Below are 22,188 nucleotides of genomic sequence, written 5' to 3' on the forward strand. Positions count from 1 at the left end.
TGTATTAGATGGAAGAGAAGGAAACCTTGATACAGATCAAGTTTTTCGGAAAAATGTGTGCCCAGTCACCCGCCAGCTGCAGAATTCTTGGTATGTTGGATGCAGATTGAAGGGAAGGATGAAGGATAATGGGCTGTGCTGAATGTAACTCACATGGTTGTGTACGGCAGGTTCCCGTATTCCGGGGCTTGTCTGATGAAGAGATATTGCTCATTGAGTCGATGACAGAATCCCGTCAATATAAAAAAGGCAGCCAGGTGTGCAGAGAGGGAGAACCGTCTGAAGCTTTGTTCGTGGTAAAAAGCGGACTTATTAAATTAACGCAGAACAGCAAGGAGGGGAAGCAGCATATCGTCCGCTTTCTTTTCCCTGGGGACTATTTCGGTCAATTTGCGTTGCTGCACAATAAAAATAATGATGTAACAGCAGAGGTTATCGAGAATGGAGAGGTATGCCGGATTCAGCGTAAAGATTTCATTCCGCTGCTGGAACAGAATGCAGGGCTTGCGTTCAGCTTCCTCATGTCTGTAAGCGAGCAATTGCATCAGGCGGAAGAGTCAGCCGGGGCTATGCATATGTTTGAAGTGGAGAAGCGCCTGGCTAGGCTGCTCGTGTATTTGTACACCCGGAGCCATTCAGAACCACCGGCTGCAGCGCAAGCCATAAGACAATCGGTAGCGTTGCCCTCGGCCCAGAAGGAAGTGGCTGCCATGATCGGAACCACTGCAGAGACACTGAGCCGTAAATTGAATAAGCTAGAAGCGTTGAAGATTATAGCCATGCACAAAAGAACTATAAATATACTTGAAATAGAAGCGCTTATCCAAATCGCTGAAATCAGAAGCTAGAAACTAGACGAGCTAGGAGCTAGCAGCAGAAATTCATAACGATTCGCTATTAATCGACAATAAACGACATATAAACCTATGATATAGAGGTGTATTCAACAATATTCTACAAAAAACTCCTTAAAATTCTTTACATTTTTAATAATGATAGAGTAGAATGAGTCTATATATACAATGTCAATTATTAGGATTTTAGGGAGTGTGGAAGTATGGGGAAATGTCCGTTTTCGTTTATGCATGGTTTGGCCTCACGGAACTCCGATGAGGAATCTCCCGCCGCTCAATTGAAAGACAATAGTACAATCCTTATACCCGCTGCCGATGCAGACATACTTCACACACTGGACGGACATGATGAGTTGAATGAGCAGATGCGGATGATTGATTTAACTGAAGAAGATTTAAGGCTGTTGCGCCTGATGAAACCTGTTGTGGAACAAGAGATTGATTATATCACCGATCAATTTTACAATACGGTTCTTGGCGTAAACAAGCTTGAGGCAATCATCCTGGAGCACAGCAGTATCGAACGGCTGAAAAAAACGTTGCGCGAGCACATTATTGAAATATTTGATGGCAACGTGAATGAAGAGTATATAGCTAAACGCCTGCGGATTGCTAATATTCATAAAAGGATCGGGCTTGAGCCTAAGTGGTATCTGTCCGCTTTTCAGAATCTGCAGAATGTGTTTATAGCTGTTATCTATAATGAGGCCCATAGGGATGTTGAACGGGTCAAATTAGTCCGGACTGTGACCAAACTGCTGAATCTTGAACAGCAGCTTGTGCTTGAAGCGTATGAGAAGGAGAACATCAGGGAAAAAGAAGAACAATACCTGCTGGTGAAGAATGAACTGAAAGCCAAAATTGCTGAATTTAGCGGTGAACTGATTGACCTCAGTATTGACACTAACGCCGCTGTAGAGCAGCTGGTGGCCAGCAGTAATGAAGTGAACAATACCTTTCAGCGTACCGCATCCTCCGCTCTGGAGACACAAGGGAAGGCGAGAGAGGGACGCGGGCAGCTGGACAGCCTTTCCGGCCAGATTGATCTTATATACAACAGCACAAATGCGATGGAGCAGTCTGTGAACGAGCTGAGCCGTTCCTCACGGCAAATTCAGAAGATAGTCGCTGCAGTACAGGATATTGCCGATCAGACCAAAATATTGTCACTCAATGCTACTATAGAGGCAGCGCGTGCAGGCGAGCATGGCCGGGGCTTCAGTGTAGTTGCGCAGGAAGTCAGCAGACTGGCTGAAGATACTAAGAATACAGTTATCCGGATCGGGGAGCTGACCCTGCAGTCCAGTTCACTTACATCACAGGTTGTCGGGGAGATCCATAAAGTTCAGGAGCTGACAGAGAGCGGGAAGCACCAGTCGCTGGAGACCAGCCGGCTTTTTAGTGATATTGTGGACTCTATGCAGAGCAGCACCCAAAGAATTGTCACTGTAGAGGAAGAGATCAAAGTACTCATTCAGACTATAGAAGGTATCGGTTCAGCAACAGCACAGACGGCAGCTTCGGCCGGTCAATTCAAGGCAGCGACGGATAATCTATAAGCTGAGTTATTTTATATAGAAGAAATACAATATTTAGCTGCTCGGAGGGTGCCATTCTGAATAAGAAAGGTGCCTTTTTTATTTTTTTCGGAAAAATGTGATTCTTTTTGCAAATCCTCTTGCAATATAGCCGCCTATTATATATAATAATAAATGTTGTTCTGAGACGTTGCGATGATGTGAGAGGTTACTGACACACCCGGCCCCTTTGCCATGAGGTCGACGTCAGAAAATTTTCACGGAGTATGTCCGATAATAAATTGGGCGATAGAAGGAGGGACTAAAATGGCAAAGCAAAAAATTCGTATCCGCTTGAAAGCATACGACCACAGAATTCTTGATCAATCCGCAGAGAAAATCGTTGAAACAGCAAAACGTTCGGGTGCTGGTGTATCCGGGCCGATCCCGCTGCCAACTGAGAAGCAAATCATTACCATTCTCCGTGCGGTACACAAGTACAAGGATTCCCGTGAACAGTTTGAACAACGGACTCACAAACGTTTGATCGATATTGTGAACCCAACACCACAAACTGTGGATGCCTTGATGCGCTTGGATCTACCGTCCGGTGTAGATATCGAAATCAAATTGTAATCCATTTTAATCAACTAGGAAACGAAAAGAGGTGTCAACATGAAAGGTATCTTAGGAAAAAAACTCGGTATGACTCAAGTGTTTACTCCAGAAGGTAACGTGATCGCTGTATCGGTTATCGAAGCTGGACCTTGTGTGGTACTGCAAAAGAAAGACCTGAATATCGACGGATATGAAGCAGTGCAGTTGGGTTTCTCCGACAAAAAGGAAAGCCGCTCCAACAAGCCTGAACAGGGTCACGCCAAAAAGGCAAATGCAACACCTAAGCGCTACGTTCGCGAAATTCGCGGTGTTGACCTCGGGTCACTCGAGGTTGGACAAGAGCTTAAGGCTGACATCTTCGCTGAAGGCGAATTTGTTGACGTTACAGGTACTTCGAAGGGTAAAGGTTTCCAGGGTAACATCAAACGCTGGGGACAAAGCCGTGGACCAATGGCACACGGATCGCGTTACCACAGAAGACCGGGCTCCATGGGTTCCATCCAGGCTAACCGTGTTCCTAAGGGCAAACGCCTGCCAGGACACATGGGTCATGCAACCGTTACGGTTCAGAAGCTTGAGATCATCCGTGTTGACGTAGAACGTAATGTACTGCTGGTTAAAGGCGCTATTCCAGGTCCTAAAAACAGCTTCGTGAAAGTTAAACAAACCGTTAAGAAATAATTTCTGAAGAAAGGAGGAACATGAAATGCCAAAAGTAACACTTTTCAATACTAGTGGTAACGAAGTTGGCGAAGTTGAACTGAGTGATTCCGTTTTCGGTATCGAGCCTAACGTGCACGTGCTGCACGAAGCTGCGCTTATGCAGAGAGCTTCCCTTCGTCGCGGTACACACAAAGTAAAAGGACGTTCTGAAGTGCGTGGCGGCGGACGCAAGCCTTGGAAACAAAAAGGTACAGGTCGTGCTCGTCAAGGCTCCATTCGTTCTCCACAATGGAAAGGCGGCGGCGTAGTCTTCGGACCAACACCACGCAGCTATTCCTGGAAATTGCCTAAGAAGGTTCGCCGTCTTGCTATCAAGTCCGCGTTGTCCTCGAAAGTTATCGGGAATGACATTATCGTATTGGATAGCCTGACACTGAATGCTCCGAAGACGAAAGAATTCGCGGCGATTCTGAACAATCTTAAAGTGGGCAGCAAGGCCCTAATCGTAGCTCCGAGCTATGATGACAATGTAGCACTTTCCGCTCGTAACATCCCTGGGGTGAAATTCGTAGCGGCTGACGGCATTAATGTTCTTGACGTACTGACGTACGACAAGCTGATTATCACTAAAGAAGCAGTTCTGAAGGTAGAGGAGGTGTTCGCGTAATGAAAGATCCTCGGGATATTATTAAGCGTCCAGTGATTACGGAACGCACATCCGAATACATGAGCGAATTGAAATACGCTTTTGAAGTGGATATCCGTGCTAACAAGACCGAAATCAAAAAAGCTGTCGAGGCTATTTTTAAAGTTAAAGTCGTTAGTGTGAACACAATGCGCGTACCTGGTAAACTGAAACGTTACGGCAAATATTCTGGATACACTCCAGAGTGGAAAAAAGCCATCGTTAAACTTAGCCCGGACAGCAAGCCGCTTGAATTCTTTGAAGCGGTAGAATAATACTCTTAAAGTAAGGAGGAAACTATAGTGCCAATCAAAAAGTACAAACCGACCTCTCCGGCAAGACGCAACATGTCTGTGTCTACGTTTGAAGAAATCACAACAAACCAGCCTGAGAAATCGCTTTTGGCTCCGCTGAGCAAAAAAGCCGGCCGTAATAACCAAGGTAAAATTACAGTTCGTCACCATGGCGGCGGACACAAACGTAAATACCGTATTATCGACTTCAAGCGGACCAAAGATGGCATACCAGGTAGCGTTGCTACAATCGAGTATGACCCTAACCGTACTTCTAATATTGCTTTGATCCACTATGCTGATGGAGAGAAACGTTATATCATCGCTCCTAAAGGCCTTAAAGTTGGGGATAAAGTTGAGTCGGGTCCTGCTTCTGACATCAAGATCGGTAACGCACTTCCACTGGAAAACATTCCAGTAGGTACAGTTATCCACAATATTGAGTTGAAACCAGGTAAAGGCGGACAGCTGGTCCGTGCTGCCGGTACAGAAGCTCAATTGCTTGGTAAAGAAGAAAAATACGTATCCGTTCGTTTGAACTCCGGTGAAGTTCGCAGAATTCTTAGCGTATGCCGTGCAACCATCGGATCCGTAGGTAACGAAGATCATGAATTGATCAAAATCGGTAAAGCCGGACGCAGTCGCTGGCTTGGCCAACGTCCTGAAGTTCGCGGGGTAGTAATGAACCCTAACGATCACCCACACGGTGGTGGTGAAGGCCGCGCTCCAATCGGACGTAAATCGCCAATGTCTCCTTGGGGCAAACCGACCCTTGGCTACAAAACGCGTAAGAAAAACAAGGCATCTGATAAATATATCGTTCGCCGCCGCACGAAATAAGACGCTTCTGGCATGTTAGCAAGCGCGAAGCGTCGATTCGCGGTTTGAAGAACCGGATGAAGGGAGGATTCACACATGGGTCGCAGTTTAAAAAAGGGGCCATTCATTGATGGCTACCTGCTGAAAAAAGTTGAAGACTTGAACGAGGCAGACAAGAAAGTTGTTGTTAAAACCTGGTCCCGTCGCTCAACCATTTTCCCTCAGTTTATCGGACATACGTTTGGTGTATATGACGGCCGCAAACACGTGCCTGTATACGTAACGGAAGATATGGTAGGTCACAAATTGGGCGAGTTCGCGCCAACACGTACTTACAAAGGCCATGCGAGTGACGATAAGAAAACAAGAAGATAATTAACGTCTTCGTTTGAGAGGAGGGAAAACAATGGAAGCAAAAGCACATGCAAGATCGGTGCGGATTTCCGCTCGTAAAGCGAAACTGGTTGTTGACTTGATTCGCGGCAAGCAAGTGGGGGAAGCAATTGCAATTCTTCGCCACACTCCGAAATCCGCTTCTCCGGTTGTTGAGAAGCTGTTGAACTCGGCGATTGCGAACGCTGAGCATAACTACTCTATGGACGTGAACAGCTTGTTCGTTAGCGAAGTTTTCGTTAACCAGGGTCCAACTATGAAACGTTTCCGTCCACGCGCCATGGGCCGTGCAAGCCGGATCAATAAACGTACCAGCCACATTACTTTGGTGGTATCTGAGAAATAAGGAGGGATAACACGTGGGTCAAAAGGTCAATCCAGTCGGACTCCGAATCGGTGTCATTCGCGATTGGGAATCTAAATGGTATGCAGGTAAAGATTTCGGTACTCTTTTAATGGAAGACGTCAAAATCCGTGAATACCTTAAAGGCAAATTGAAAGATTCCTCTGTTTCCCGCATTGAGATCGAAAGAGCGGCAAGCCGAGTGAATGTTACAATTCACACAGCTAAACCAGGTATGGTAATTGGTAAAGGCGGAGCAGAAGTAGAAGTACTTCGCAGCGCAGTTACAGCTATTGCCGGCGGTAAGAAAGTACACATCAACATCAATGAAATTAAACACCCTGAACTGGATGCAATTCTCGTTGCTGAAAGCATTGCACAACAATTGGAACGTCGCGTATCGTTCCGTCGTGCTCTGAAACAAGCGATCCAAAGAACTATGCGTTCCGGCGCAAAGGGAATTAAAACTCAGGTTGGCGGACGTCTTGGCGGCGCTGAGATTGCCCGTTCAGAAGGTTATAGCGAAGGAACAGTTCCACTTCATACGCTTCGTGCTGATATCGATTACGGAACAGCTGAAGCACATACAACTTACGGCCGTATCGGCGTAAAAGTATGGATCTACCGTGGAGAAGTTCTTCCCCCAGCTAAGAAACAAGCTGCTCAGGAAGGAGGCAACTAATCATGTTGGTACCAAAGCGCGTTAAACACCGCAAGCAACAACGCGGTCACATGAAGGGTATGGCAAAAGGCGGTACAGAACTTAACTTCGGCGAATTCGGCCTGCAGGCTCTTGAACCATCTTGGATCACGAACCGTCAGATCGAAGCTGCCCGTATCGCAATGACACGTTACATCAAACGTGGCGGTCAGGTTTGGATCAAGATTTTCCCAGATAAGCCTATTACTCAGAAGCCTCTTGAGGTTCGTATGGGTAGTGGTAAAGGTAACGTTGAGAAATGGGTAGCCGTGGTTAAACCGGGCAAGATTATGTTCGAACTCGGAGGCGTGTCGGAAGAAATCGCTCGTGAAGCGATGCGTCTTGCCGCTCACAAGCTGCCTGTAAAGACTAAGTTTGTGAAACGTGAAGAATTGGGTGGTGAAGCAAATGAAAGCTAATGAACTTCGCAACTTAACCACTGCCGAGATTGAACAGAAAATCGCTGGTTTCAAAGAGGAACTTTTCAATCTCCGTTTTCAATTGGCAACTGGCCAACTGGATAACCCGACTCGGATTCGTGATGTGCGCAAGGAAATAGCTCGTGCTAAAACCGTAATCCATCAAAGAGTACTTGGCATCAGTTAAGTGACGGCGGATTCTTAATCCGTAATCAGGAAGGAGGCTAATTATGAGCGAAGAGCGTAATGCACGTAAAGTGCTGATCGGTAAAGTAGTCAGCGACAAAATGGATAAAACCATCGTAATTGCTGTTGAAACCTATAAAAAGCACAATCTGTACCACAAACGCATCAAGTCCACGAAGAAATTCAAGGCACATGATGAAGAGAATGTAGCTAAAATTGGTGATGTCGTGAAAGTCATGGAAACTCGTCCATTGTCCAAAGACAAACGGTGGAGACTGGTTGAAGTGGTAGAAAAAGCGGTTATCATCTAATCCCAAGCTGAACCCTTTCCGGAAGGAGGAACTTAATAATGATTCAACCATTTACACGTTTGCATGTGGCTGACAACTCTGGTGCGAAGGAACTGATGTGTATCCGCGTACTGGGTGGTACTGGACGCCGGACAGCAGCAATCGGTGATCTGATCGTTTGTTCCGTTAAACAAGCAACACCAGGCGGCGTTGTCAAAAAAGGTGATGTTGTTAAAGCGGTAGTTGTTCGTACTAAGCGTTCTGTACGCCGTAAAGACGGTTCTTACATCGCATTCGACGAAAACGCAGCTGTTGTTGTTAAAGACGACAGAAGCCCGCGCGGAACCCGTATCTTCGGACCTGTTGCTCGCGAACTTCGCGATAAGGACTACATGAAGATCGTTTCCTTGGCACCGGAAGTAATCTAAAAAAATCCCCAAAAAGTGACGTGTTGCTCTGAGGTTAATGCCGAATACTTTTCGGGGGGCCCCAAAGACCTGCACGACTCTGACGGTCAGTTATAGGAGGTGTAATAAATGCCTAGAGTGAAAAAAGTTCTGGAATCCCATAACAATAAACTGCACGTGAAGAAAGATGATGTGGTACTTGTGATCAGCGGGAAAGACAAAGGTAAAAAAGGCCGTGTCATCGCTGCTTATCCTCGTGAAAACCGCGTCCTGGTAGAAGGCGTAAACATGGTGAAAAAACACCAGAAGCCGAACCAGTTGAATCCGCAAGGCGGAATCATCGAGCAAGAAGCTTCGATCCATGTGTCCAACGTAATGCACATCGATCCGAAGAGCGGCAAAGTAACCCGTATTGGTTACAAAGTACTCGATAACGGTAAGAAGGTTCGGGTTGCTAAGAGATCCGGAGAGATTATCGACTAATACAGTCCCAATGAAAGGAGGTAAAACTTCATGGCAGCAAGAATGAAAGAACGTTATTTGAATGAAATTACACCTGCTCTGATGCAGAAGTTCAACTATACAACTGTTATGCAAGTGCCTAAGATCGAGAAGATCGTCATCAACATGGGTGTGGGTGACGCTGTTCAGAACTCCAAAGTACTTGATGCTGCAGTTAATGATTTGCAGCTGATCGCTGGTCAAAAGCCGGTAATCACTAAAGCAAAAAAATCCATCGCCGGTTTCAAACTGCGCGAAAATATGCCGATCGGGGTTAAAGTAACACTGCGCGGCGAGCGTATGTATTACTTCCTGGATAAATTGATCAACGTAACGCTTCCACGCGTACGTGACTTCCGTGGTGTATCTGCTAAAGCCTTCGACGGCCGCGGTAACTACACACTGGGTCTTAAAGAGCAATTGATCTTCCCGGAAATCGAATATGACAAAGTGGATAAGGTCCGCGGTATGGACATCGTTATCGTAACTACTGCTAAGACGGACGAGGAATCCCGTGAGCTGCTGAATCAGCTGGGCATGCCTTTCACAAAATAAGAAATATCCATTTCTCCGAAAATGTTTAGGAGGTGTCAGTCTAAGTGGCAAAGACTTCAATGAAAGTTAAACAACAACGCGAGCCTAAGTTCAAAGTGCGTGCATATACACGTTGCGAGCGTTGCGGTCGTCCACATTCGGTACTGCAAAAGTACAAAATTTGCAGAATTTGTTTCCGTGAATTAGCTTATAAAGGCCAGATCCCTGGCGTGAAAAAAGCAAGTTGGTAAGAAGTTTATAAACGGGAAGGAGGTTTACACACATGACTATGTCTGATCCTATTGCAGATATGCTTACTCGTATTCGTAACGCCAACACTGTGCGTCACGAGACAGTAGAAATGCCTGCTTCTACTATGAAGAAACAAATCGCGGACATCCTGAAACGTGAAGGTTTCATCCGTGATGCTGAATTCGTTGAAGATAGCAAACAAGGGATTATCCGTATCTTCTTGAAATACGGCCCGAACCAGGAGCGCGTTATCTCCGGTCTGAAAAGAATCAGTAAACCAGGTCTTCGCGTATACACGAAGAGCAATGAAGTGCCTCGTGTACTCGGTGGCCTTGGAATCGCGATTATCTCCACATCTAAGGGAGTTATGACCGACAAAGAAGCTCGTCAATCAAAATCCGGCGGAGAAGTTGTCTGCTACATTTGGTAATAAACGTCACAAGATAAGGAGGTGCAACACATGTCTCGTATTGGTCGCAAACCAATCGCAGTACCTAGCGGTGTAGATGTCACTTTGGACAACGCCGTTATTACAGTAAAAGGTCCTAAAGGCACTTTGACTCGTGAGCTTCATAAAGACATGAAGATTACAGTTGAAAATAACGAAATCACTGTTGTTCGCCCGTCGGACAACAAACTGCATCGTTCACTTCACGGCACAACCCGCTCCGTTGTCAACAACATGGTGAGTGGTGTGACTGAAGGTTTCTCGAAATCTCTGGAGCTGGTTGGGGTCGGATATCGTGCAAGCAAATCCGGAGATAAAATCGTACTGAACGTTGGTTACTCCCACCCGGTTGAAATTACACCGGAAGCGGGCATCGAGTTCGAAGTTCCTGCGAACACGAAGATCATCGTTAGAGGTATCGATAAAGAACGCGTAGGCGCTTATGCTGCCAAAATCCGTTCCGTACGTGAACCTGAGCCGTACAAAGGTAAAGGTATCAAATATGAAGGCGAGCGTATCATCCGCAAGGAAGGTAAAGCTGGTAAGAAGAAATAACCAGCTCTACCTTAATTGTAAGATACCCCGCGCATCTTAAAGTGAAGCTCTTAACGGCAAACTGAAGGGAGTGAAAGGGAAGTCATGATTACAAAAGAGGATAAAAACAAGGCTCGTCTCAAACGTCACCTGCGTGTTCGTAAAAAGATCCAGGGAACTACTGAGCGTCCACGTTTGAACGTGTTCCGTTCTTCGAAACACATCTACGCTCAACTGATCGATGACGTGACAGGCGTAACAATCGTTTCTGCCTCCACACTTGATAAAGAATTGAGCGCTACAATCGGCAATGGCGGCAGCGTTGAAGCTGCAAGCAAAGTAGGTCAATTGATCGCTGAGCGCGCTAAAGCAAAAGGTTATGCAGTGGTCGTATTTGACCGCGGTGGATACTTGTACCATGGACGGATTCAAGCTTTGGCTGATGCAGCTCGCGAAGCTGGTCTTGAATTCTAGAATATTTCTAAAAGGAGGTTAACGACTTGCGTGTAGATCCGAACAGTTTAGAACTGACAGAAAGAGTTGTACACATTAACCGTGTTGCAAAAGTTGTAAAAGGCGGACGCCGTTTCAGCTTTAGTGCACTCGTTGTTGTGGGCGATGGCAACGGCTACGTCGGTGCAGGTATCGGTAAAGCCGGCGAAGTTCCGGATGCCATCCGCAAAGGCATTGAAGACGCCAAGAAAAACCTGATTCACATTCCAATCGTAGGAACTTCGATTCCTCACCTGGTTACTGGACATTTCGGCGCAGGACGCGTTCTGCTGAAACCAGCATCCGAAGGTACCGGCGTTATCGCTGGTGGTCCAGTTCGTGCGGTACTTGAATTGGCAGGCGTTGGCGACATCTTGACAAAATCTCTGGGTTCTTCGAATTCCATGAACATGGTCAATGCAACTTTAGAGGGTCTTTCCCGTCTGAAGCGCATTGAAGAAGTCGCGAAACTTCGCGGCAAATCTGTCGAAGAATTACGCGGTTAAGGAGGGGAACGTCAATGGCTAAATTGCAAATTACCCTCGTGCGCAGTGTAATCGGACGTCCACAAACACAACGTGTTACTGTTAAGACGCTCGGCCTGGGCAAAACTAACTCGACCGTGGTTCACAACGACACTCCTGCAATTCGCGGGATGATCAATAAAGTGGGCCACTTGCTGTCCGTTACAGAAATTGAAGGCTAATTGCCTCGCATAAATTAACAAACATAAGGAGGTGCAAACGATGAAGTTACATGAACTTGCTCCAGCTCCTGGTTCACGCAAAGAACGCAACCGCGTTGGTCGTGGTCCAAGTAGCGGGAACGGTAAAACTTCGGGCCGTGGTCACAAAGGTCAAAACTCCCGCTCCGGCGGTGGTGTGCGTCCAGGCTTCGAGGGTGGACAAAACCCACTCTATCGTCGTCTGCCTAAACGTGGTTTCATCAATCCTACCCGTAAAGAGTACGCGATTGTGAACCTTGAAGATCTGAACAGCTTTGCTGAAGGAACAGAAGTAACTCCGGCGCTGTTGCTTGAAACTGGTGTTGTCAGCAACACTAAGAGCGGCATTAAGATTCTCGGCAACGGTGAACTCACTGTTAAATTGACTGTACAAGCAAATAAGTTCTCTCAATCTGCGGTAGAGAAAATCGAAGCTGCCGGCGGTAAAACCGAGGTGATCTAATGTTCAAGACGCTTAAGAATATATGGCATGTTGAAGATTTGCGCAAAAAGATCCTGTTTACCCTGTTCGTTCTGATCATCTACCGCATCGGTTCGTTTGTACCGGTTCCCGGTGTGAACAAAGCAGTGCTGGAATCAACAAATCAGAGCGGAGACGCTTTGATGGGTCTTTTGAACACCTTCTCGGGCGGAGCGCTCAAAAACTTCTCGATTTTTGCGATCAGTATTTACCCGTACATTACAGCATCCATCATCGTGCAATTACTGTCGATGGATGTTATCCCTAAGTTTGCCGAATGGGCCAAACAAGGGGAGCACGGTAAGAAACAACTGGCGCAAATTACGCGTTACGGCACGGTAGTGCTCGGTTTGATTCAAGCGTTTGCCACATCTATCGGGTTTAACCGGATTTATGGCACTGAGATGATTCCAAATGCAACCTTTGCGGATTACTTGCTGATCGCGATCATTCTGACGGCGGGTACATCGTTCCTGATGTGGTTAGGTGAGCAGATCACTGAAAAGGGAATAGGAAACGGGATCTCGATCCTGATTTTTGCGGGAATCGTCGCTGCTATACCGGGATATTTCACGGCTACGGCACAATCGAGCTTTATCCAGCCGGATCAGATGTTCCTGAATATTCTTAAAGTCGTTATTATACTGCTCGTGGTTGTAGCGATTATTGTCGGGGTTATCTTTGTTCAACAAGGTATCCGTAAAATCCCGGTTCAATACGCTAAACGCGTAGTCGGTAACAAAATGTACGGTGGACAGAATACACATATTCCGCTTAAAATTAATGCGGCTGGTGTAATTCCGGTTATCTTCGCCGTTTCACTGCTTCAATTCCCGGTTGTTCTCTCATCTTTCTGGTCTACGCATGAGTGGGCAAAATGGATTGCTAAGTATTTGGCAATTGAAGCTCCTCTGGGTATGCTTCTGTATGTGGTAATGATCATCGGATTTACGTTCTTCTATACGTTTGTCCAGATGAATCCGCAGCAGATGGCAGAGAACATGAAGAAGAACGGCGGATACATTCCAGGTATACGTCCGGGCAAGGCAACTGAGAAATATCTGACCAGAGTAATGTCCCGTCTGACTATGTCGGGCGCGTTGTTCCTGGCTTTGATCTCCATTTTGCCAATGTTCTTTGGTACTCTGGCAGGGCTGCCTAAGCAGGTGAAAATCGGCGGTACTGCACTGCTGATCGTAATCGGGGTAGCACTGGATACCATGAAGCAGATCGAGAGCCAATTGATCAAACGCCATTACAAAGGCTTCATCAATAAATAGGCGATAGGTTCCGGTGAAGTACCTAAGTTCTTAAACTTCCCGGTACCTATTGTGCTGTTTCTTGCTTGGTGGCGAACTTGCGGGGGGAGAAGAGAATCGTGAACATTTTATTCATGGGCCCTCCTGGGGCAGGCAAGGGAACACAAGCCGCTGTTATTGTGAAAGAGCTAGGGATTCCGCATATTTCGACCGGGGATGCTTTCCGCTTGGCAATCAAGCAGGGAACTCCGATCGGGCTGAAAGCTAAATCTTACACGGAGCAAGGTTTGCTTGTACCTGATGATGTGACTATTGGAATCGTTGAAGAACGGCTGCAGCAGTCCGATTGCGAAAAAGGTTTTTTATTGGATGGTTTTCCAAGAACCCTTTCGCAAGCGGAAGCGCTGGGAGAAATCCTTGGCCGGCTCGGGACTTCACTGGATCACGTAATCAACTTGAATGTGGATCGCGGACTGCTGATGGCACGCCTTACGGGACGCCGGATCTGCAGCACTTGCGGAACATCCTACCATTTAATTTTCAACCCGCCGAAGCAAGAAGGCATCTGCGACATTGATAGCGGTGAATTGTATCAGCGTCCGGATGACAACGAAGAAAGTGTAGGCAAGCGTCTGGATGAGTATGATAACAAAACAGCGCCGCTGCTTGCATTCTATGACGATAAAGGTCTTTTGCGTCAGGTAAACGGAGAGAACGAAATTGGTGTCGTTACTTCCGAAATCGTATCTTTACTGCGGGGTTAATGTAATGATCATTTGTAAATCCGAACAGGAACTTGCCTTTATGAGGGAAGCTGGTCGAATTGTTGCCGAGAGTCACCGGCTGATCGCTGCGGCCATAGAGCCTGGCATCACAACCGGAGAGCTCGACAGAATCGCCGATGAGTACATTCGCAGTCAAGGTGCTGTGCCGTCTTTCAAAGGTTACAACGGTTTTCCTGCCAGCATTTGCGCTTCAGTCAACGAACAATTGGTGCATGGATTTCCAGGTAAACGCAAACTGGTAGAAGGCGACATTGTGACGCTCGATATCGGTGCAGAATACCGTGGTTATCATGGTGATTCCGCCTGGACCTACGGGGTGGGCAGCATTTCCGCAGAAGCCCAGCGTCTGCTGGACGTCACGGAAGGCTCCTTGTACGCAGGACTGGCGTTAGTTAAGCCGGATGTGCGCCTGTTTACAATCTCCCACGCCATTCAAACCTATATTGAGGACGCCGGCTTCTCCGTTGTCCGCGAGTATGTGGGGCATGGCATTGGGGCAGAACTGCATGAAGAACCGCAAATTCCAAACTATGGCATAGAAGGCCGCGGGCCTCGTCTGAAGCCGGGCATGGTGCTCGCGATTGAGCCGATGGTTAACGCAGGGGACAGATATGTCAGAACGCTGGAAGATAACTGGACGGTCGTTACGGTAGACGGATCACTGTGCGCTCACTTTGAGCATACGGTAGCTGTTACACCGGACGGCATGGAGATTTTCACAAAACTGAATGCGTAGGTGATCTTCACGTGAATACTGGGAGCAGCCCGCAGGTTGGTCAAATCGTGAGAATCCTCAAAGGCAAGGATGCCGGAGAGGCTGCCGTTGTTATCGCAGTTGCTGATAGCAGGTTTGTATATATTGCTGATGGGGACAAACGCAAGTTTGATGCTCCGAAGAAGAAGAATATTCAGCATTTGGAGCTCATACCCTTCATCAGCAGTGAGGTTGTAGACAGTTTGGAAGAAACCGGCCGGGTAACCAACGGAAAGCTGCGGTTCGCAGTAATGAAGTATGGAGTGCCTGCCGGAAAAAGTGCTTATGAGAAAGGAGACTAACTGTGGCTAAGGAAGACGTCATTGAGGTAGAAGGAACGGTCATCGAACCGTTGCCTAACGCAACGTTTAAGGTTGAGCTTGAGAACGGTCATCAAATTCTTGCCCATGTGTCCGGGAAATTGCGGATGCACTTTATCCGTATCCTAACCGGAGACAAAGTGGTCGTGCAGTTATCGCCTTATGATTTATCAAAAGGTCGTATAACTTACCGTAAATAGATGGGAACTACAACAAAAGTTTTGCTTCGCAAAACTTTGAGGAGGTAATTAACATGAAGGTAAGACCTTCTGTAAAGCCCATTTGCGAAAAATGCAAAGTCATCCGCCGCAAAGGGACTGTTATGGTAATTTGCGAAAATCCGAAACACAAACAAAAACAAGGTTAAGAAGGGGGTGTAGCGTAAAATGGCTCGTATAGCTGGAGTGGATTTGCCACGTGACAAACGCGTTGAGATCGCCTTGACTTATATTTTCGGAATCGGTAAAACGACTTCCCAGAAAATTCTTAATGAAACAGGCATTGACGTTAACACACGTGTCCGTGATTTGACGGAAGATGAAGTCAGCAAACTGCGTGAAACGATCGACAAGCAGGTTAAGGTTGAAGGTGACCTTCGTCGTGAAATTTCCTTGAATATTAAGCGTCTTACTGAGATCGGCTGTTACCGCGGTGTTCGTCACCGTCGTGGATTGCCTGTTCGCGGTCAACGCACCAAAACAAATGCCCGTACCCGTAAAGGCCCGCGTCGCACTGTAGCAAACAAAAAGAAATAAGAAGAGGTGATAAGAGACAATGGCTAAACCGAAAAAAGTCGTACGTACGAAACGTCGCGACCGGAAAAATATCGAGTCTGGCGTGGCACACATCCGTTCCACGTTCAACAACACTATCGTTACGATCACGGACCCTCACGGAAATGCAATTTCCTGGGCAAGCTCCGGCGGTCAAGGATTCAAAGGTTCCCGTAAATCGACTCCATTTGCAGCGCAAATGGCAGCCGAAACTGCTGCTAAAGCAGCTATGGAACACGGCATGAAGTCCGTTGAAGTTATGGTTAAAGGACCGGGCGCGGGCCGCGAAGCAGCCATCCGTTCCCTTCAGGCCGCTGGCCTTGAAGTAAACCTCATTAAAGACGTAACTCCGGTTCCTCACAATGGATGCCGTCCGCCGAAGCGTCGCCGCGTATAGTGAAATCAGAATTGTGATTGTGGTATAATTCTGACGCATCTGCTAATAATAGGTGTTTAGGCATACTACATGATACACCTGATGGGGTGACTGTTTCATATAGGAGCGACGTTTGAAGGAGGGGTACACTCGTGATAGAAATCGAAAAGCCGAAGATTGAGACCGTAGAAGCCAATGATGATGGGACCTATGGGAAATTCGTAGTTGAACCGCTGGAACGTGGATATGGCACGACTCTGGGGAACTCGCTTCGCCGGATCCTGCTTTCCTCCCTTCCGGGAGCCGCAGTGACTTCGGTCCAAATTGACGGCGTTCTGCATGAGTTCTCGACCGTTCCCGGCGTAATGGAAGATGTGACGGAGATCATCCTGAACCTTAAAGCTCTTTCTCTGAAGATTCATTCGGATGAAGAGAAAGTGTTCGAGATTGATGCTGAAGGAGAAGGCATCGTTACCGCAGGTGATATCCGTGCGGACAGCGATGTTGAGATCCTGAACCCGGATCTTCATATTGCAACGCTGGGACCTGGTGCGAGACTACACATGCGCATTTTTGCAGGCCGTGGTCGCGGCTACGTCCAAGCGGACCGGAACAAACGCGACGATCAGCCAATCGGAGTTATTCCGGTTGACTCTATCTACACCCCGATTTCCCGCGTAAACTACGTTATCGATAACACTCGTGTTGGTCAGGTGACTAACTACGATAAGTTGACGCTGGAAGTTTGGACAGATGGCAGTATCAGACCGGAAGAAGCTGTTAGCCTTGGAGCCAAAATTTTGAACGAGCACCTCGTTCTGTTCGTAGGACTTACGGATGAAGCGAAAGACGCCGAAATTATGGTTGAAAAAGAAGAAGACAAAAAAGAAAAAGTACTCGAGATGACGATCGAAGAGCTTGATCTTTCTGTCCGTTCCTACAACTGCCTCAAACGTGCCGGTATTAATACCGTGCAAGAGCTGACTACGAAAACTGAAGAAGATATGATGAAGGTCCGCAACCTGGGCCGCAAATCTTTGGAAGAGGTTCAAGAGAAGCTTGAGGAACTTGGTTTGGGACTTCGTACAGAGGAATAGCATTCTTAAGTTGCTTGAGACTTGAGTGAAGGAGGGAAAACAAATGGCATACCAAAAATTGGGCCGTGATTCCAGCGCGCGTAAAGCTTTGTTCCGCGACATGGTAACGGATCTGTTCCTATACGAACGCATCCAGACAACAGAAGCCAAAGCGAAAGAAGTTCGTTCTATCGCTGAGAAACTGATCACTAAAGCGAAAAAGGGCGATCTTCATGCTCGCCGTCAAGTAGCTGCATTTGTTCGTCGTGAGACTGTAGACGGTGAACAGGATGCAATCCAGAAACTGTTCTCTGATATTGCTCCTCGTTACACAGAGCGTCCAGGCGGATACACTCGTATCCTGAAGCTGGGACCTCGCCGTGGCGATGCTGCGCCTATGGTTTATCTTGAACTGGTAGACCGCGCGTAGTTTCACAAGCCATGATTTCCGGATGTACGCATTACGTATTTAACGTTATTGTACTGCAGGGTATTTAGACCCTGCTGTGCAACTAACCGCGGGAATCACCTTGTATAGAGTAGAAGGAGCTCCCGCCGGGGCTCTTTTTTTTTGAAAAGGGTTATGAGTACTAAGTATATGGACTAACAGGAGAATGAAATGCGCAATCTATTGATGAAAGTCAATTATGACGGTACCCATTATGATGGCTTTCAGACCCAGCCTCAGGGCAATACGATTCAGGACAAGCTGGAATATGCAATTCTCCATCTGACCGGCGAGACGCTCAAAATAACGGGCTCAGGACGGACGGATGCGGGAGTACATGCTTACGGCCAGCCGTTTAACTTCATGACCTCCTCCCAGATCCCCGTGGAACGCTGGTGTCTCGCGCTTAATGCCAGGCTGCCCCAGGATATCGTGGTCACCGAGGCCTCGGAGGTTCCGCTTGCGTTCCACTCCCGCAGAGGGGCGAAGCGCAAAACCTACAGATACACGATTAACGGCAACCGGTTCCCGGATCCGTTCCAGCGGCGCTGGCAGCATCACCACCCGGGGAAACTGGATATCCAGGCGATGGAGTTAGGGCTGGCAGGTCTGCTAGGCACGCATGATTACACTTCATTCGCTTCCAGGAAGTCTACCAAGACTTCACATGTGCGGACGATTTTTGACGCGAAGCTTGAGATTGACCGCAGTATGTGCCGCCTTGGCTCTGCCGACCAGGGAGTAGTCCATACTTATATTACAGGTAACGGCTTTCTGCAGCATATGGTACGCATTATTATGGGGACACTGATGCAGGTGGGAGAAGGCAAAATCAGTCCGACAAAAGTTCCTGGAATTCTTGCTGCGTGTGACCGAGCTGCTGCTGGGCCTACGGCTGTAGCCAAAGGTCTGGCGCTTTGGAGTGTGGAATATGACGAGAGTATGATGCAGGCTGATCAGTACACTGTGGATCCAGAAAAATAGTGTTTGAAAAGTTAAAAATCACTTGCACTTGTCGTGTTTATACTGTAATATAAAAGTTGTGTTTTCTTGATGGCTATCCCACAGCCCCGATCAAGGAAATGCCAACAAACAAGCTTTACTTTAACTCACATAACCGTAATCCAATGAGAAATAAGATATACGAAACATATGATTTTCGTACGAGAACAAGGAGGAAACATTCATGCGTACCACCTACATGGCGAAGCCGAACGAAGTTGAACGCAATTGGCACATCATTGATGCCGAAGGCAAAACACTTGGTCGTTTGGCAAGCGAAGCCGCTGCTCTGATCCGCGGCAAACACAAACCGCAATTCACTCCACATGTTGATACTGGAGATTTCGTAATTGTTATCAACGCTGAGAAGATTCACCTGACCGGCAAGAAAATGCAAAACAAGAAATACTACCGTCACTCGATGCACCCAGGCGGTCTGAAGGTTACTGTTGCAGAAGACCTGATCAAGACCAAACCTGAGCGTATGATTGAATTCGCAGTTCATGGCATGATTCCTAAGACTCGTCAAGGGGACCACATGAAGCTGAGACTCAAAGTATATGCAGGCGCTGAACATCCACATGCAGCACAAAAACCTGAAGTTTACGAACTTCGCGGATAAGAATAAAGGAGGACAGTTTCATGGCACAAGTACAATACTATGGGACAGGTCGTCGTAAACATTCGGTAGCACGTGTTCGCCTTGTACCGGGTGAAGGACGCATTGTCATTAACAAACGCGAGATGGACGAATATTTCGGTGTAGAAACACTGAAAATGATCGTAAGACAACCTTTGAACCTGACTGAAACCCTGGGCAGCTACGATGTAATCGTGCTTGCACATGGTGGCGGCATTTCCGGTCAAGCTGGCGCAATCCGCCACGGGATTTCCCGTGCATTGCTCAAAGTTGACCCTGAATACCGCGGTACGCTGAAGAAAGCCGGCTTCCTGACTCGTGACCCACGTATGAAGGAACGTAAGAAATACGGCCTCAAAGCTGCTCGTCGCGCTCCACAGTTCTCGAAACGTTAAGATTTGTCTCCTTGTTATCAAGGAACTTAAGCTCCTGGCCTTTTGGCCGGGAGCTTTTTTAGTTACCTAAGGTGACATTTAAGCTAAAGCCCCCGCTAAATAGGGTTATTTTGCATACTTTATTCCAAAATGAACAAAACCCATTGACTTCGCTACCGAAATCTATATACTATACCATATAGAATTAGTCGGGATTAATCTCTCAGAGGATTCGATCTTGGCGATATCCGGATGGAGGAAGATTAGATGAATCTGCTTGAGAAAGAGGATTTAATCAGAGTGAAGGCTGAAGAACTGGAGAATGCCGCTCCCGAGGAGATTATCCGCTGGGCAGTTGAGACTTTTCCTAATATAACATTTGCCTGCAGCTTCGGTGCTGAGGATGTAGTGCTGGTAGACATGATTCAGAAGGTTAGCCCCTCAACAGATGTGTTCTACCTCGATACTGATTATCACTTCAAAGAAACCTATGAGACCAGAGATCTTATGGCTGATAAGTACGGGATGGAATTTGTGCGTGTGTCGCCGCAGATTACAGTAGAAGAACAGGCGCTGCAATATGGAGAGGCTCTATGGAATGTGGACCCGAACCAGTGCTGTGCGATCCGCAAGGTCGAACCTCTTACCCGGATTCTTTCACAATATGATGCTTGGATTACCGGTATCCGCCGTGATCAGGCCCCAACCCGGGCTAACGCTAAGAAGGTAGAATATGATAATAAATTCGGCCTCGTCAAGTTTAATCCAATTGCGAACTGGACCACAGAAGATGTGTGGAATTATATCCGTGAGAATGATGTGATTTATAACCCGCTGCATGACCGCAATTTCCCGAGTATCGGCTGTGAACAATGCACCCGGGCGGTTATGCCTGGTGAGGATCCGCGTGCCGGAAGATGGTCCGGATCGGAGAAGACGGAATGCGGACTGCATAAATAAAACGCCAGCTCTTATACAAAAGGAGAGAATAAGGATGACATCAATACTTCCTCATGGAGGAACACTGATTCAGCGTATTGCAGAGGGAGCAGAACGGGAGCAGTTGCTGCGGGAGGCTTCAGGCCATATAACAATTTCAATTAATACCTGGACTTTATCTGATCTGGACCTGATCGGCGTAGGCGCATTCTCACCGCTCACAGGCTTCCTGAACGAAAAGGACTATCACTCCGTTGTCACTGGTATGCGCCTTGCGGATGGCACTGTATGGAGTATCCCTGTTACATTAGCTGTTACGGATGAGCAGGCAGCTTCTTTAGCTGCAGGGGATAGAGTGACACTGATCGGTGAAGAGGATGGCGTAACTTATGGGCTGCTCGATATAGAGAGTATCTATACAGTGGATCAGCAGCTTGAAGCGCAGAATGTGTTCAAGACTACAGACCCGGAACATCCTGGTGTCAGGAAATTGCTGGCCCGGCCGGCAACTTATGTTGGCGGACCGATTACAGTACTGAACCGGCCGCAGCCGGAGAAGTTCGCAGAGTTCTACTTTGACCCGGCTGAGACGCGTAAAATCTTCGCAGACAAGGGCTGGAGAACGGTTGTAGGCTTCCAGACGCGCAACCCGGTACACCGTGCCCACGAATATATCCAGAAATGCGCTATGGAGGTTGTAGATGCCTTATTCCTCAATCCTCTGGTGGGTGAGACCAAATCAGATGATGTTCCGGCCAATGTGCGGATGAAGAGTTATCTGGCTCTGCTGGAGAACTATTATCCGGAGAACCGTACATTCCTGGGGGTATTCCCGGCAGCAATGAGGTATGCCGGCCCGCGCGAAGCTATTTTCCATGCGATGGTACGCAAGAATTACGGCTGCACGCACTTTATCGTTGGACGGGATCATGCAGGTGTTGGTGATTACTACGGGACTTATGAAGCACAGGAGATTTTTGCCAACTTTACCGCTGAGGAGCTGGGAATTACACCCTTGTTCTTCGAGCACAGCTTCTTCTGTGTGAAATGCGGCAATATGGCCTCCAGCAAAACCTGCCCGCATCCGGGAGATCAGCATCTGACCCTATCCGGAACGAAGGTTCGTGCGCTGCTGCGTGACGGCCAGTGCCCGCCTCCTGAATTCACCCGCCCTGAGGTGGCCCAGATTTTGATTGAAGGCATGTCTGCAGAAGTTTCAGTATAAACCGAATAGCCAGTACTATTTGGCCCTCTTGTCCCATATAGATGAGTAGAATCTATCGGGACGA

The 22,188-nt window shown here is 47.4% G+C and carries 38 protein-coding genes; all 38 read left to right on the plus strand.

Features of this window, described 5'->3' with window-relative positions:
- Positions 1–221 precede the first annotated feature (221 nt).
- The 38 genes from LOS79_RS28040 to sat all read left to right on the plus strand — a co-directional run bounded on the left by LOS79_RS28040 (position 222) and on the right by sat (position 22,124).
- On the plus strand, positions 222–848 hold the full coding sequence (locus LOS79_RS28040; RefSeq protein ID WP_315414041.1) for a Crp/Fnr family transcriptional regulator: 627 nt from the start codon (positions 222–224) through the stop codon (positions 846–848).
- Positions 849–1,132: 284 nt separating this feature from the next.
- A complete protein-coding gene (locus LOS79_RS28045) occupies positions 1,133–2,413 on the plus strand; it encodes a protoglobin domain-containing protein (protein WP_315414042.1) in 1,281 nt (426 codons plus the stop codon).
- A gap of 285 nt (positions 2,414–2,698) precedes the next feature.
- Positions 2,699–3,007, plus strand: a complete 309-nt coding sequence (gene rpsJ, locus LOS79_RS28050) for a 30S ribosomal protein S10 (RefSeq protein ID WP_017692074.1) — start codon at positions 2,699–2,701, stop codon at positions 3,005–3,007.
- 39 nt (positions 3,008–3,046) lie between these two features.
- Complete coding sequence (gene rplC / locus LOS79_RS28055; RefSeq protein ID WP_315414043.1) at positions 3,047–3,670, plus strand: 50S ribosomal protein L3; 624 nt, start codon at positions 3,047–3,049, stop codon at positions 3,668–3,670.
- A 25-nt stretch (positions 3,671–3,695) separates the two neighbouring features.
- Positions 3,696–4,319, plus strand: coding sequence for a 50S ribosomal protein L4 (rplD, locus tag LOS79_RS28060; RefSeq protein ID WP_315414044.1), 624 nt, complete (start codon positions 3,696–3,698; stop codon positions 4,317–4,319).
- Positions 4,319–4,612, plus strand: a complete 294-nt coding sequence (rplW, locus tag LOS79_RS28065; protein WP_019908225.1) for a 50S ribosomal protein L23 — start codon at positions 4,319–4,321, stop codon at positions 4,610–4,612. Before rplD ends, rplW begins: the two co-directional genes overlap by 1 nt.
- A gap of 27 nt (positions 4,613–4,639) precedes the next feature.
- Positions 4,640–5,470, plus strand: coding sequence for a 50S ribosomal protein L2 (gene rplB, locus LOS79_RS28070; RefSeq protein ID WP_315414045.1), 831 nt, complete (start codon positions 4,640–4,642; stop codon positions 5,468–5,470).
- A 75-nt stretch (positions 5,471–5,545) separates the two neighbouring features.
- A complete protein-coding gene (gene rpsS, locus LOS79_RS28075) occupies positions 5,546–5,824 on the plus strand; it encodes a 30S ribosomal protein S19 (RefSeq protein WP_315414046.1) in 279 nt (92 codons plus the stop codon).
- A gap of 31 nt (positions 5,825–5,855) precedes the next feature.
- A complete protein-coding gene (gene rplV / locus LOS79_RS28080) occupies positions 5,856–6,188 on the plus strand; it encodes a 50S ribosomal protein L22 (protein ID WP_019908228.1) in 333 nt (110 codons plus the stop codon).
- Between the two features lie 13 nt (positions 6,189–6,201).
- Complete coding sequence (gene rpsC, locus LOS79_RS28085; protein ID WP_068727661.1) at positions 6,202–6,867, plus strand: 30S ribosomal protein S3; 666 nt, start codon at positions 6,202–6,204, stop codon at positions 6,865–6,867.
- A 2-nt stretch (positions 6,868–6,869) separates the two neighbouring features.
- Positions 6,870–7,304 carry a 50S ribosomal protein L16 gene (gene rplP / locus LOS79_RS28090; protein ID WP_020427064.1) on the plus strand — a complete coding sequence of 145 codons (435 nt, stop codon included), beginning with the start codon at positions 6,870–6,872 and terminating at the stop codon, positions 7,302–7,304.
- On the plus strand, positions 7,294–7,491 hold the full coding sequence (rpmC, locus tag LOS79_RS28095; RefSeq protein ID WP_019908232.1) for a 50S ribosomal protein L29: 198 nt from the start codon (positions 7,294–7,296) through the stop codon (positions 7,489–7,491). The genes rplP and rpmC overlap by 11 nt, the downstream gene beginning before the upstream one ends.
- A 43-nt stretch (positions 7,492–7,534) precedes the next feature.
- Complete coding sequence (gene rpsQ / locus LOS79_RS28100; protein WP_036692400.1) at positions 7,535–7,801, plus strand: 30S ribosomal protein S17; 267 nt, start codon at positions 7,535–7,537, stop codon at positions 7,799–7,801.
- A 38-nt stretch (positions 7,802–7,839) separates the two neighbouring features.
- On the plus strand, positions 7,840–8,208 hold the full coding sequence (rplN, locus tag LOS79_RS28105; protein ID WP_019908234.1) for a 50S ribosomal protein L14: 369 nt from the start codon (positions 7,840–7,842) through the stop codon (positions 8,206–8,208).
- 108 nt (positions 8,209–8,316) lie between these two features.
- On the plus strand, positions 8,317–8,670 hold the full coding sequence (gene rplX, locus LOS79_RS28110; protein WP_019908235.1) for a 50S ribosomal protein L24: 354 nt from the start codon (positions 8,317–8,319) through the stop codon (positions 8,668–8,670).
- Positions 8,671–8,700: 30 nt separating this feature from the next.
- Positions 8,701–9,243 carry a 50S ribosomal protein L5 gene (gene rplE, locus LOS79_RS28115; RefSeq protein WP_315414053.1) on the plus strand — a complete coding sequence of 181 codons (543 nt, stop codon included), beginning with the start codon at positions 8,701–8,703 and terminating at the stop codon, positions 9,241–9,243.
- Positions 9,244–9,287: 44 nt separating this feature from the next.
- Positions 9,288–9,473, plus strand: a complete 186-nt coding sequence (locus LOS79_RS28120) for a type Z 30S ribosomal protein S14 (RefSeq protein ID WP_206102160.1) — start codon at positions 9,288–9,290, stop codon at positions 9,471–9,473.
- Between the two features lie 32 nt (positions 9,474–9,505).
- A complete protein-coding gene (gene rpsH, locus LOS79_RS28125; RefSeq protein ID WP_019908239.1) occupies positions 9,506–9,904 on the plus strand; it encodes a 30S ribosomal protein S8 in 399 nt (132 codons plus the stop codon).
- 30 nt (positions 9,905–9,934) lie between these two features.
- On the plus strand, positions 9,935–10,477 hold the full coding sequence (rplF, locus tag LOS79_RS28130; RefSeq protein WP_315414057.1) for a 50S ribosomal protein L6: 543 nt from the start codon (positions 9,935–9,937) through the stop codon (positions 10,475–10,477).
- Positions 10,478–10,561: 84 nt separating this feature from the next.
- A complete protein-coding gene (gene rplR / locus LOS79_RS28135) occupies positions 10,562–10,930 on the plus strand; it encodes a 50S ribosomal protein L18 (RefSeq protein WP_054943978.1) in 369 nt (122 codons plus the stop codon).
- A gap of 26 nt (positions 10,931–10,956) precedes the next feature.
- Positions 10,957–11,454: a 30S ribosomal protein S5 gene (gene rpsE, locus LOS79_RS28140; protein ID WP_036652980.1), complete on the plus strand. Its 498-nt coding sequence runs from the start codon at positions 10,957–10,959 to the stop codon at positions 11,452–11,454.
- A 14-nt stretch (positions 11,455–11,468) separates the two neighbouring features.
- Entirely contained in the window at positions 11,469–11,654 is a 186-nt protein-coding gene (rpmD, locus tag LOS79_RS28145) for a 50S ribosomal protein L30 (RefSeq protein WP_039877387.1), read from the plus strand.
- 40 nt (positions 11,655–11,694) lie between these two features.
- Complete coding sequence (gene rplO, locus LOS79_RS28150; RefSeq protein ID WP_315414062.1) at positions 11,695–12,135, plus strand: 50S ribosomal protein L15; 441 nt, start codon at positions 11,695–11,697, stop codon at positions 12,133–12,135.
- A complete protein-coding gene (gene secY, locus LOS79_RS28155) occupies positions 12,135–13,433 on the plus strand; it encodes a preprotein translocase subunit SecY (RefSeq protein ID WP_315414064.1) in 1,299 nt (432 codons plus the stop codon). The genes rplO and secY overlap by 1 nt, the downstream gene beginning before the upstream one ends.
- Positions 13,434–13,531: 98 nt before the next feature.
- Entirely contained in the window at positions 13,532–14,176 is a 645-nt protein-coding gene (locus LOS79_RS28160) for an adenylate kinase (RefSeq protein ID WP_315414066.1), read from the plus strand.
- A gap of 4 nt (positions 14,177–14,180) precedes the next feature.
- Positions 14,181–14,933, plus strand: a complete 753-nt coding sequence (gene map / locus LOS79_RS28165) for a type I methionyl aminopeptidase (RefSeq protein WP_315414068.1) — start codon at positions 14,181–14,183, stop codon at positions 14,931–14,933.
- An 11-nt stretch (positions 14,934–14,944) separates the two neighbouring features.
- On the plus strand, positions 14,945–15,253 hold the full coding sequence (locus tag LOS79_RS28170; RefSeq protein WP_315414069.1) for a KOW domain-containing RNA-binding protein: 309 nt from the start codon (positions 14,945–14,947) through the stop codon (positions 15,251–15,253).
- Positions 15,254–15,255: 2 nt separating this feature from the next.
- Positions 15,256–15,471, plus strand: a complete 216-nt coding sequence (infA, locus tag LOS79_RS28175) for a translation initiation factor IF-1 (protein WP_018753971.1) — start codon at positions 15,256–15,258, stop codon at positions 15,469–15,471.
- A gap of 53 nt (positions 15,472–15,524) precedes the next feature.
- The gene (rpmJ, locus tag LOS79_RS28180) at positions 15,525–15,638 is read left to right on the plus strand and encodes a 50S ribosomal protein L36 (protein WP_003322638.1); all 114 of its coding nucleotides are present in this window, start codon (positions 15,525–15,527) and stop codon (positions 15,636–15,638) included.
- 19 nt (positions 15,639–15,657) lie between these two features.
- On the plus strand, positions 15,658–16,026 hold the full coding sequence (gene rpsM / locus LOS79_RS28185) for a 30S ribosomal protein S13 (protein ID WP_025706577.1): 369 nt from the start codon (positions 15,658–15,660) through the stop codon (positions 16,024–16,026).
- Positions 16,027–16,045: 19 nt separating this feature from the next.
- A complete protein-coding gene (gene rpsK, locus LOS79_RS28190) occupies positions 16,046–16,441 on the plus strand; it encodes a 30S ribosomal protein S11 (RefSeq protein WP_020427052.1) in 396 nt (131 codons plus the stop codon).
- A 131-nt stretch (positions 16,442–16,572) separates the two neighbouring features.
- Positions 16,573–17,517, plus strand: a complete 945-nt coding sequence (locus LOS79_RS28195; protein ID WP_315414074.1) for a DNA-directed RNA polymerase subunit alpha — start codon at positions 16,573–16,575, stop codon at positions 17,515–17,517.
- Between the two features lie 43 nt (positions 17,518–17,560).
- Positions 17,561–17,926 carry a 50S ribosomal protein L17 gene (gene rplQ / locus LOS79_RS28200; RefSeq protein WP_019908254.1) on the plus strand — a complete coding sequence of 122 codons (366 nt, stop codon included), beginning with the start codon at positions 17,561–17,563 and terminating at the stop codon, positions 17,924–17,926.
- Positions 17,927–18,115: 189 nt separating this feature from the next.
- Positions 18,116–18,928, plus strand: coding sequence for a tRNA pseudouridine(38-40) synthase TruA (truA, locus tag LOS79_RS28205; RefSeq protein WP_315414076.1), 813 nt, complete (start codon positions 18,116–18,118; stop codon positions 18,926–18,928).
- A 202-nt stretch (positions 18,929–19,130) separates the two neighbouring features.
- On the plus strand, positions 19,131–19,568 hold the full coding sequence (gene rplM / locus LOS79_RS28210) for a 50S ribosomal protein L13 (RefSeq protein ID WP_042140128.1): 438 nt from the start codon (positions 19,131–19,133) through the stop codon (positions 19,566–19,568).
- Between the two features lie 20 nt (positions 19,569–19,588).
- Positions 19,589–19,981 carry a 30S ribosomal protein S9 gene (gene rpsI, locus LOS79_RS28215; protein WP_036692433.1) on the plus strand — a complete coding sequence of 131 codons (393 nt, stop codon included), beginning with the start codon at positions 19,589–19,591 and terminating at the stop codon, positions 19,979–19,981.
- 246 nt (positions 19,982–20,227) lie between these two features.
- Positions 20,228–20,920, plus strand: coding sequence for a phosphoadenylyl-sulfate reductase (locus LOS79_RS28220; protein ID WP_315414078.1), 693 nt, complete (start codon positions 20,228–20,230; stop codon positions 20,918–20,920).
- A gap of 34 nt (positions 20,921–20,954) precedes the next feature.
- Positions 20,955–22,124 carry a sulfate adenylyltransferase gene (gene sat, locus LOS79_RS28225; protein WP_315414079.1) on the plus strand — a complete coding sequence of 390 codons (1,170 nt, stop codon included), beginning with the start codon at positions 20,955–20,957 and terminating at the stop codon, positions 22,122–22,124.
- The last annotated feature ends 64 nt before the right edge of the window (positions 22,125–22,188 follow it).

Origin of the sequence: Paenibacillus sp. MMS20-IR301 (genome assembly GCF_032302195.1) — a bacterium.
Taxonomy (GTDB): domain Bacteria; phylum Bacillota; class Bacilli; order Paenibacillales; family Paenibacillaceae; genus Paenibacillus_AQ.

Bases quoted from the DNA above. Each gene is read 5' to 3' on its own strand.
- rplW (WP_019908225.1), top strand. From the start codon at position 4,319: ATGAAAGATCCTCGGGATATTATTAAGCGTCCAGTGATTACGGAACGC.
- rplM (WP_042140128.1), top strand. From the start codon at position 19,131: ATGCGTACCACCTACATGGCGAAGCCGAACGAAGTTGAACGCAATTGG.
- rpsQ (WP_036692400.1), top strand. From the start codon at position 7,535: ATGAGCGAAGAGCGTAATGCACGTAAAGTGCTGATCGGTAAAGTAGTC.
- rplC (WP_315414043.1), top strand. From the start codon at position 3,047: ATGAAAGGTATCTTAGGAAAAAAACTCGGTATGACTCAAGTGTTTACT.
- rplD (WP_315414044.1), top strand. From the start codon at position 3,696: ATGCCAAAAGTAACACTTTTCAATACTAGTGGTAACGAAGTTGGCGAA.
- rpsK (WP_020427052.1), top strand. From the start codon at position 16,046: ATGGCTAAACCGAAAAAAGTCGTACGTACGAAACGTCGCGACCGGAAA.
- rpmD (WP_039877387.1), top strand. From the start codon at position 11,469: ATGGCTAAATTGCAAATTACCCTCGTGCGCAGTGTAATCGGACGTCCA.
- rpsI (WP_036692433.1), top strand. From the start codon at position 19,589: ATGGCACAAGTACAATACTATGGGACAGGTCGTCGTAAACATTCGGTA.
- rpsS (WP_315414046.1), top strand. From the start codon at position 5,546: ATGGGTCGCAGTTTAAAAAAGGGGCCATTCATTGATGGCTACCTGCTG.
- rpmJ (WP_003322638.1), top strand. From the start codon at position 15,525: ATGAAGGTAAGACCTTCTGTAAAGCCCATTTGCGAAAAATGCAAAGTC.
- secY (WP_315414064.1), top strand. From the start codon at position 12,135: ATGTTCAAGACGCTTAAGAATATATGGCATGTTGAAGATTTGCGCAAA.
- LOS79_RS28040 (WP_315414041.1), top strand. From the start codon at position 222: ATGACAGAATCCCGTCAATATAAAAAAGGCAGCCAGGTGTGCAGAGAG.
- sat (WP_315414079.1), top strand. From the start codon at position 20,955: ATGACATCAATACTTCCTCATGGAGGAACACTGATTCAGCGTATTGCA.
- rplV (WP_019908228.1), top strand. From the start codon at position 5,856: ATGGAAGCAAAAGCACATGCAAGATCGGTGCGGATTTCCGCTCGTAAA.
- rpsJ (WP_017692074.1), top strand. From the start codon at position 2,699: ATGGCAAAGCAAAAAATTCGTATCCGCTTGAAAGCATACGACCACAGA.
- rpsM (WP_025706577.1), top strand. From the start codon at position 15,658: ATGGCTCGTATAGCTGGAGTGGATTTGCCACGTGACAAACGCGTTGAG.
- rplQ (WP_019908254.1), top strand. From the start codon at position 17,561: ATGGCATACCAAAAATTGGGCCGTGATTCCAGCGCGCGTAAAGCTTTG.
- rplP (WP_020427064.1), top strand. From the start codon at position 6,870: ATGTTGGTACCAAAGCGCGTTAAACACCGCAAGCAACAACGCGGTCAC.
- rpmC (WP_019908232.1), top strand. From the start codon at position 7,294: ATGAAAGCTAATGAACTTCGCAACTTAACCACTGCCGAGATTGAACAG.
- rplF (WP_315414057.1), top strand. From the start codon at position 9,935: ATGTCTCGTATTGGTCGCAAACCAATCGCAGTACCTAGCGGTGTAGAT.
- rpsH (WP_019908239.1), top strand. From the start codon at position 9,506: ATGACTATGTCTGATCCTATTGCAGATATGCTTACTCGTATTCGTAAC.
- rplE (WP_315414053.1), top strand. From the start codon at position 8,701: ATGGCAGCAAGAATGAAAGAACGTTATTTGAATGAAATTACACCTGCT.
- rplR (WP_054943978.1), top strand. From the start codon at position 10,562: ATGATTACAAAAGAGGATAAAAACAAGGCTCGTCTCAAACGTCACCTG.
- LOS79_RS28220 (WP_315414078.1), top strand. From the start codon at position 20,228: ATGAATCTGCTTGAGAAAGAGGATTTAATCAGAGTGAAGGCTGAAGAA.
- rplO (WP_315414062.1), top strand. From the start codon at position 11,695: ATGAAGTTACATGAACTTGCTCCAGCTCCTGGTTCACGCAAAGAACGC.
- rplX (WP_019908235.1), top strand. From the start codon at position 8,317: ATGCCTAGAGTGAAAAAAGTTCTGGAATCCCATAACAATAAACTGCAC.
- map (WP_315414068.1), top strand. From the start codon at position 14,181: ATGATCATTTGTAAATCCGAACAGGAACTTGCCTTTATGAGGGAAGCT.
- truA (WP_315414076.1), top strand. From the start codon at position 18,116: ATGCGCAATCTATTGATGAAAGTCAATTATGACGGTACCCATTATGAT.
- rplN (WP_019908234.1), top strand. From the start codon at position 7,840: ATGATTCAACCATTTACACGTTTGCATGTGGCTGACAACTCTGGTGCG.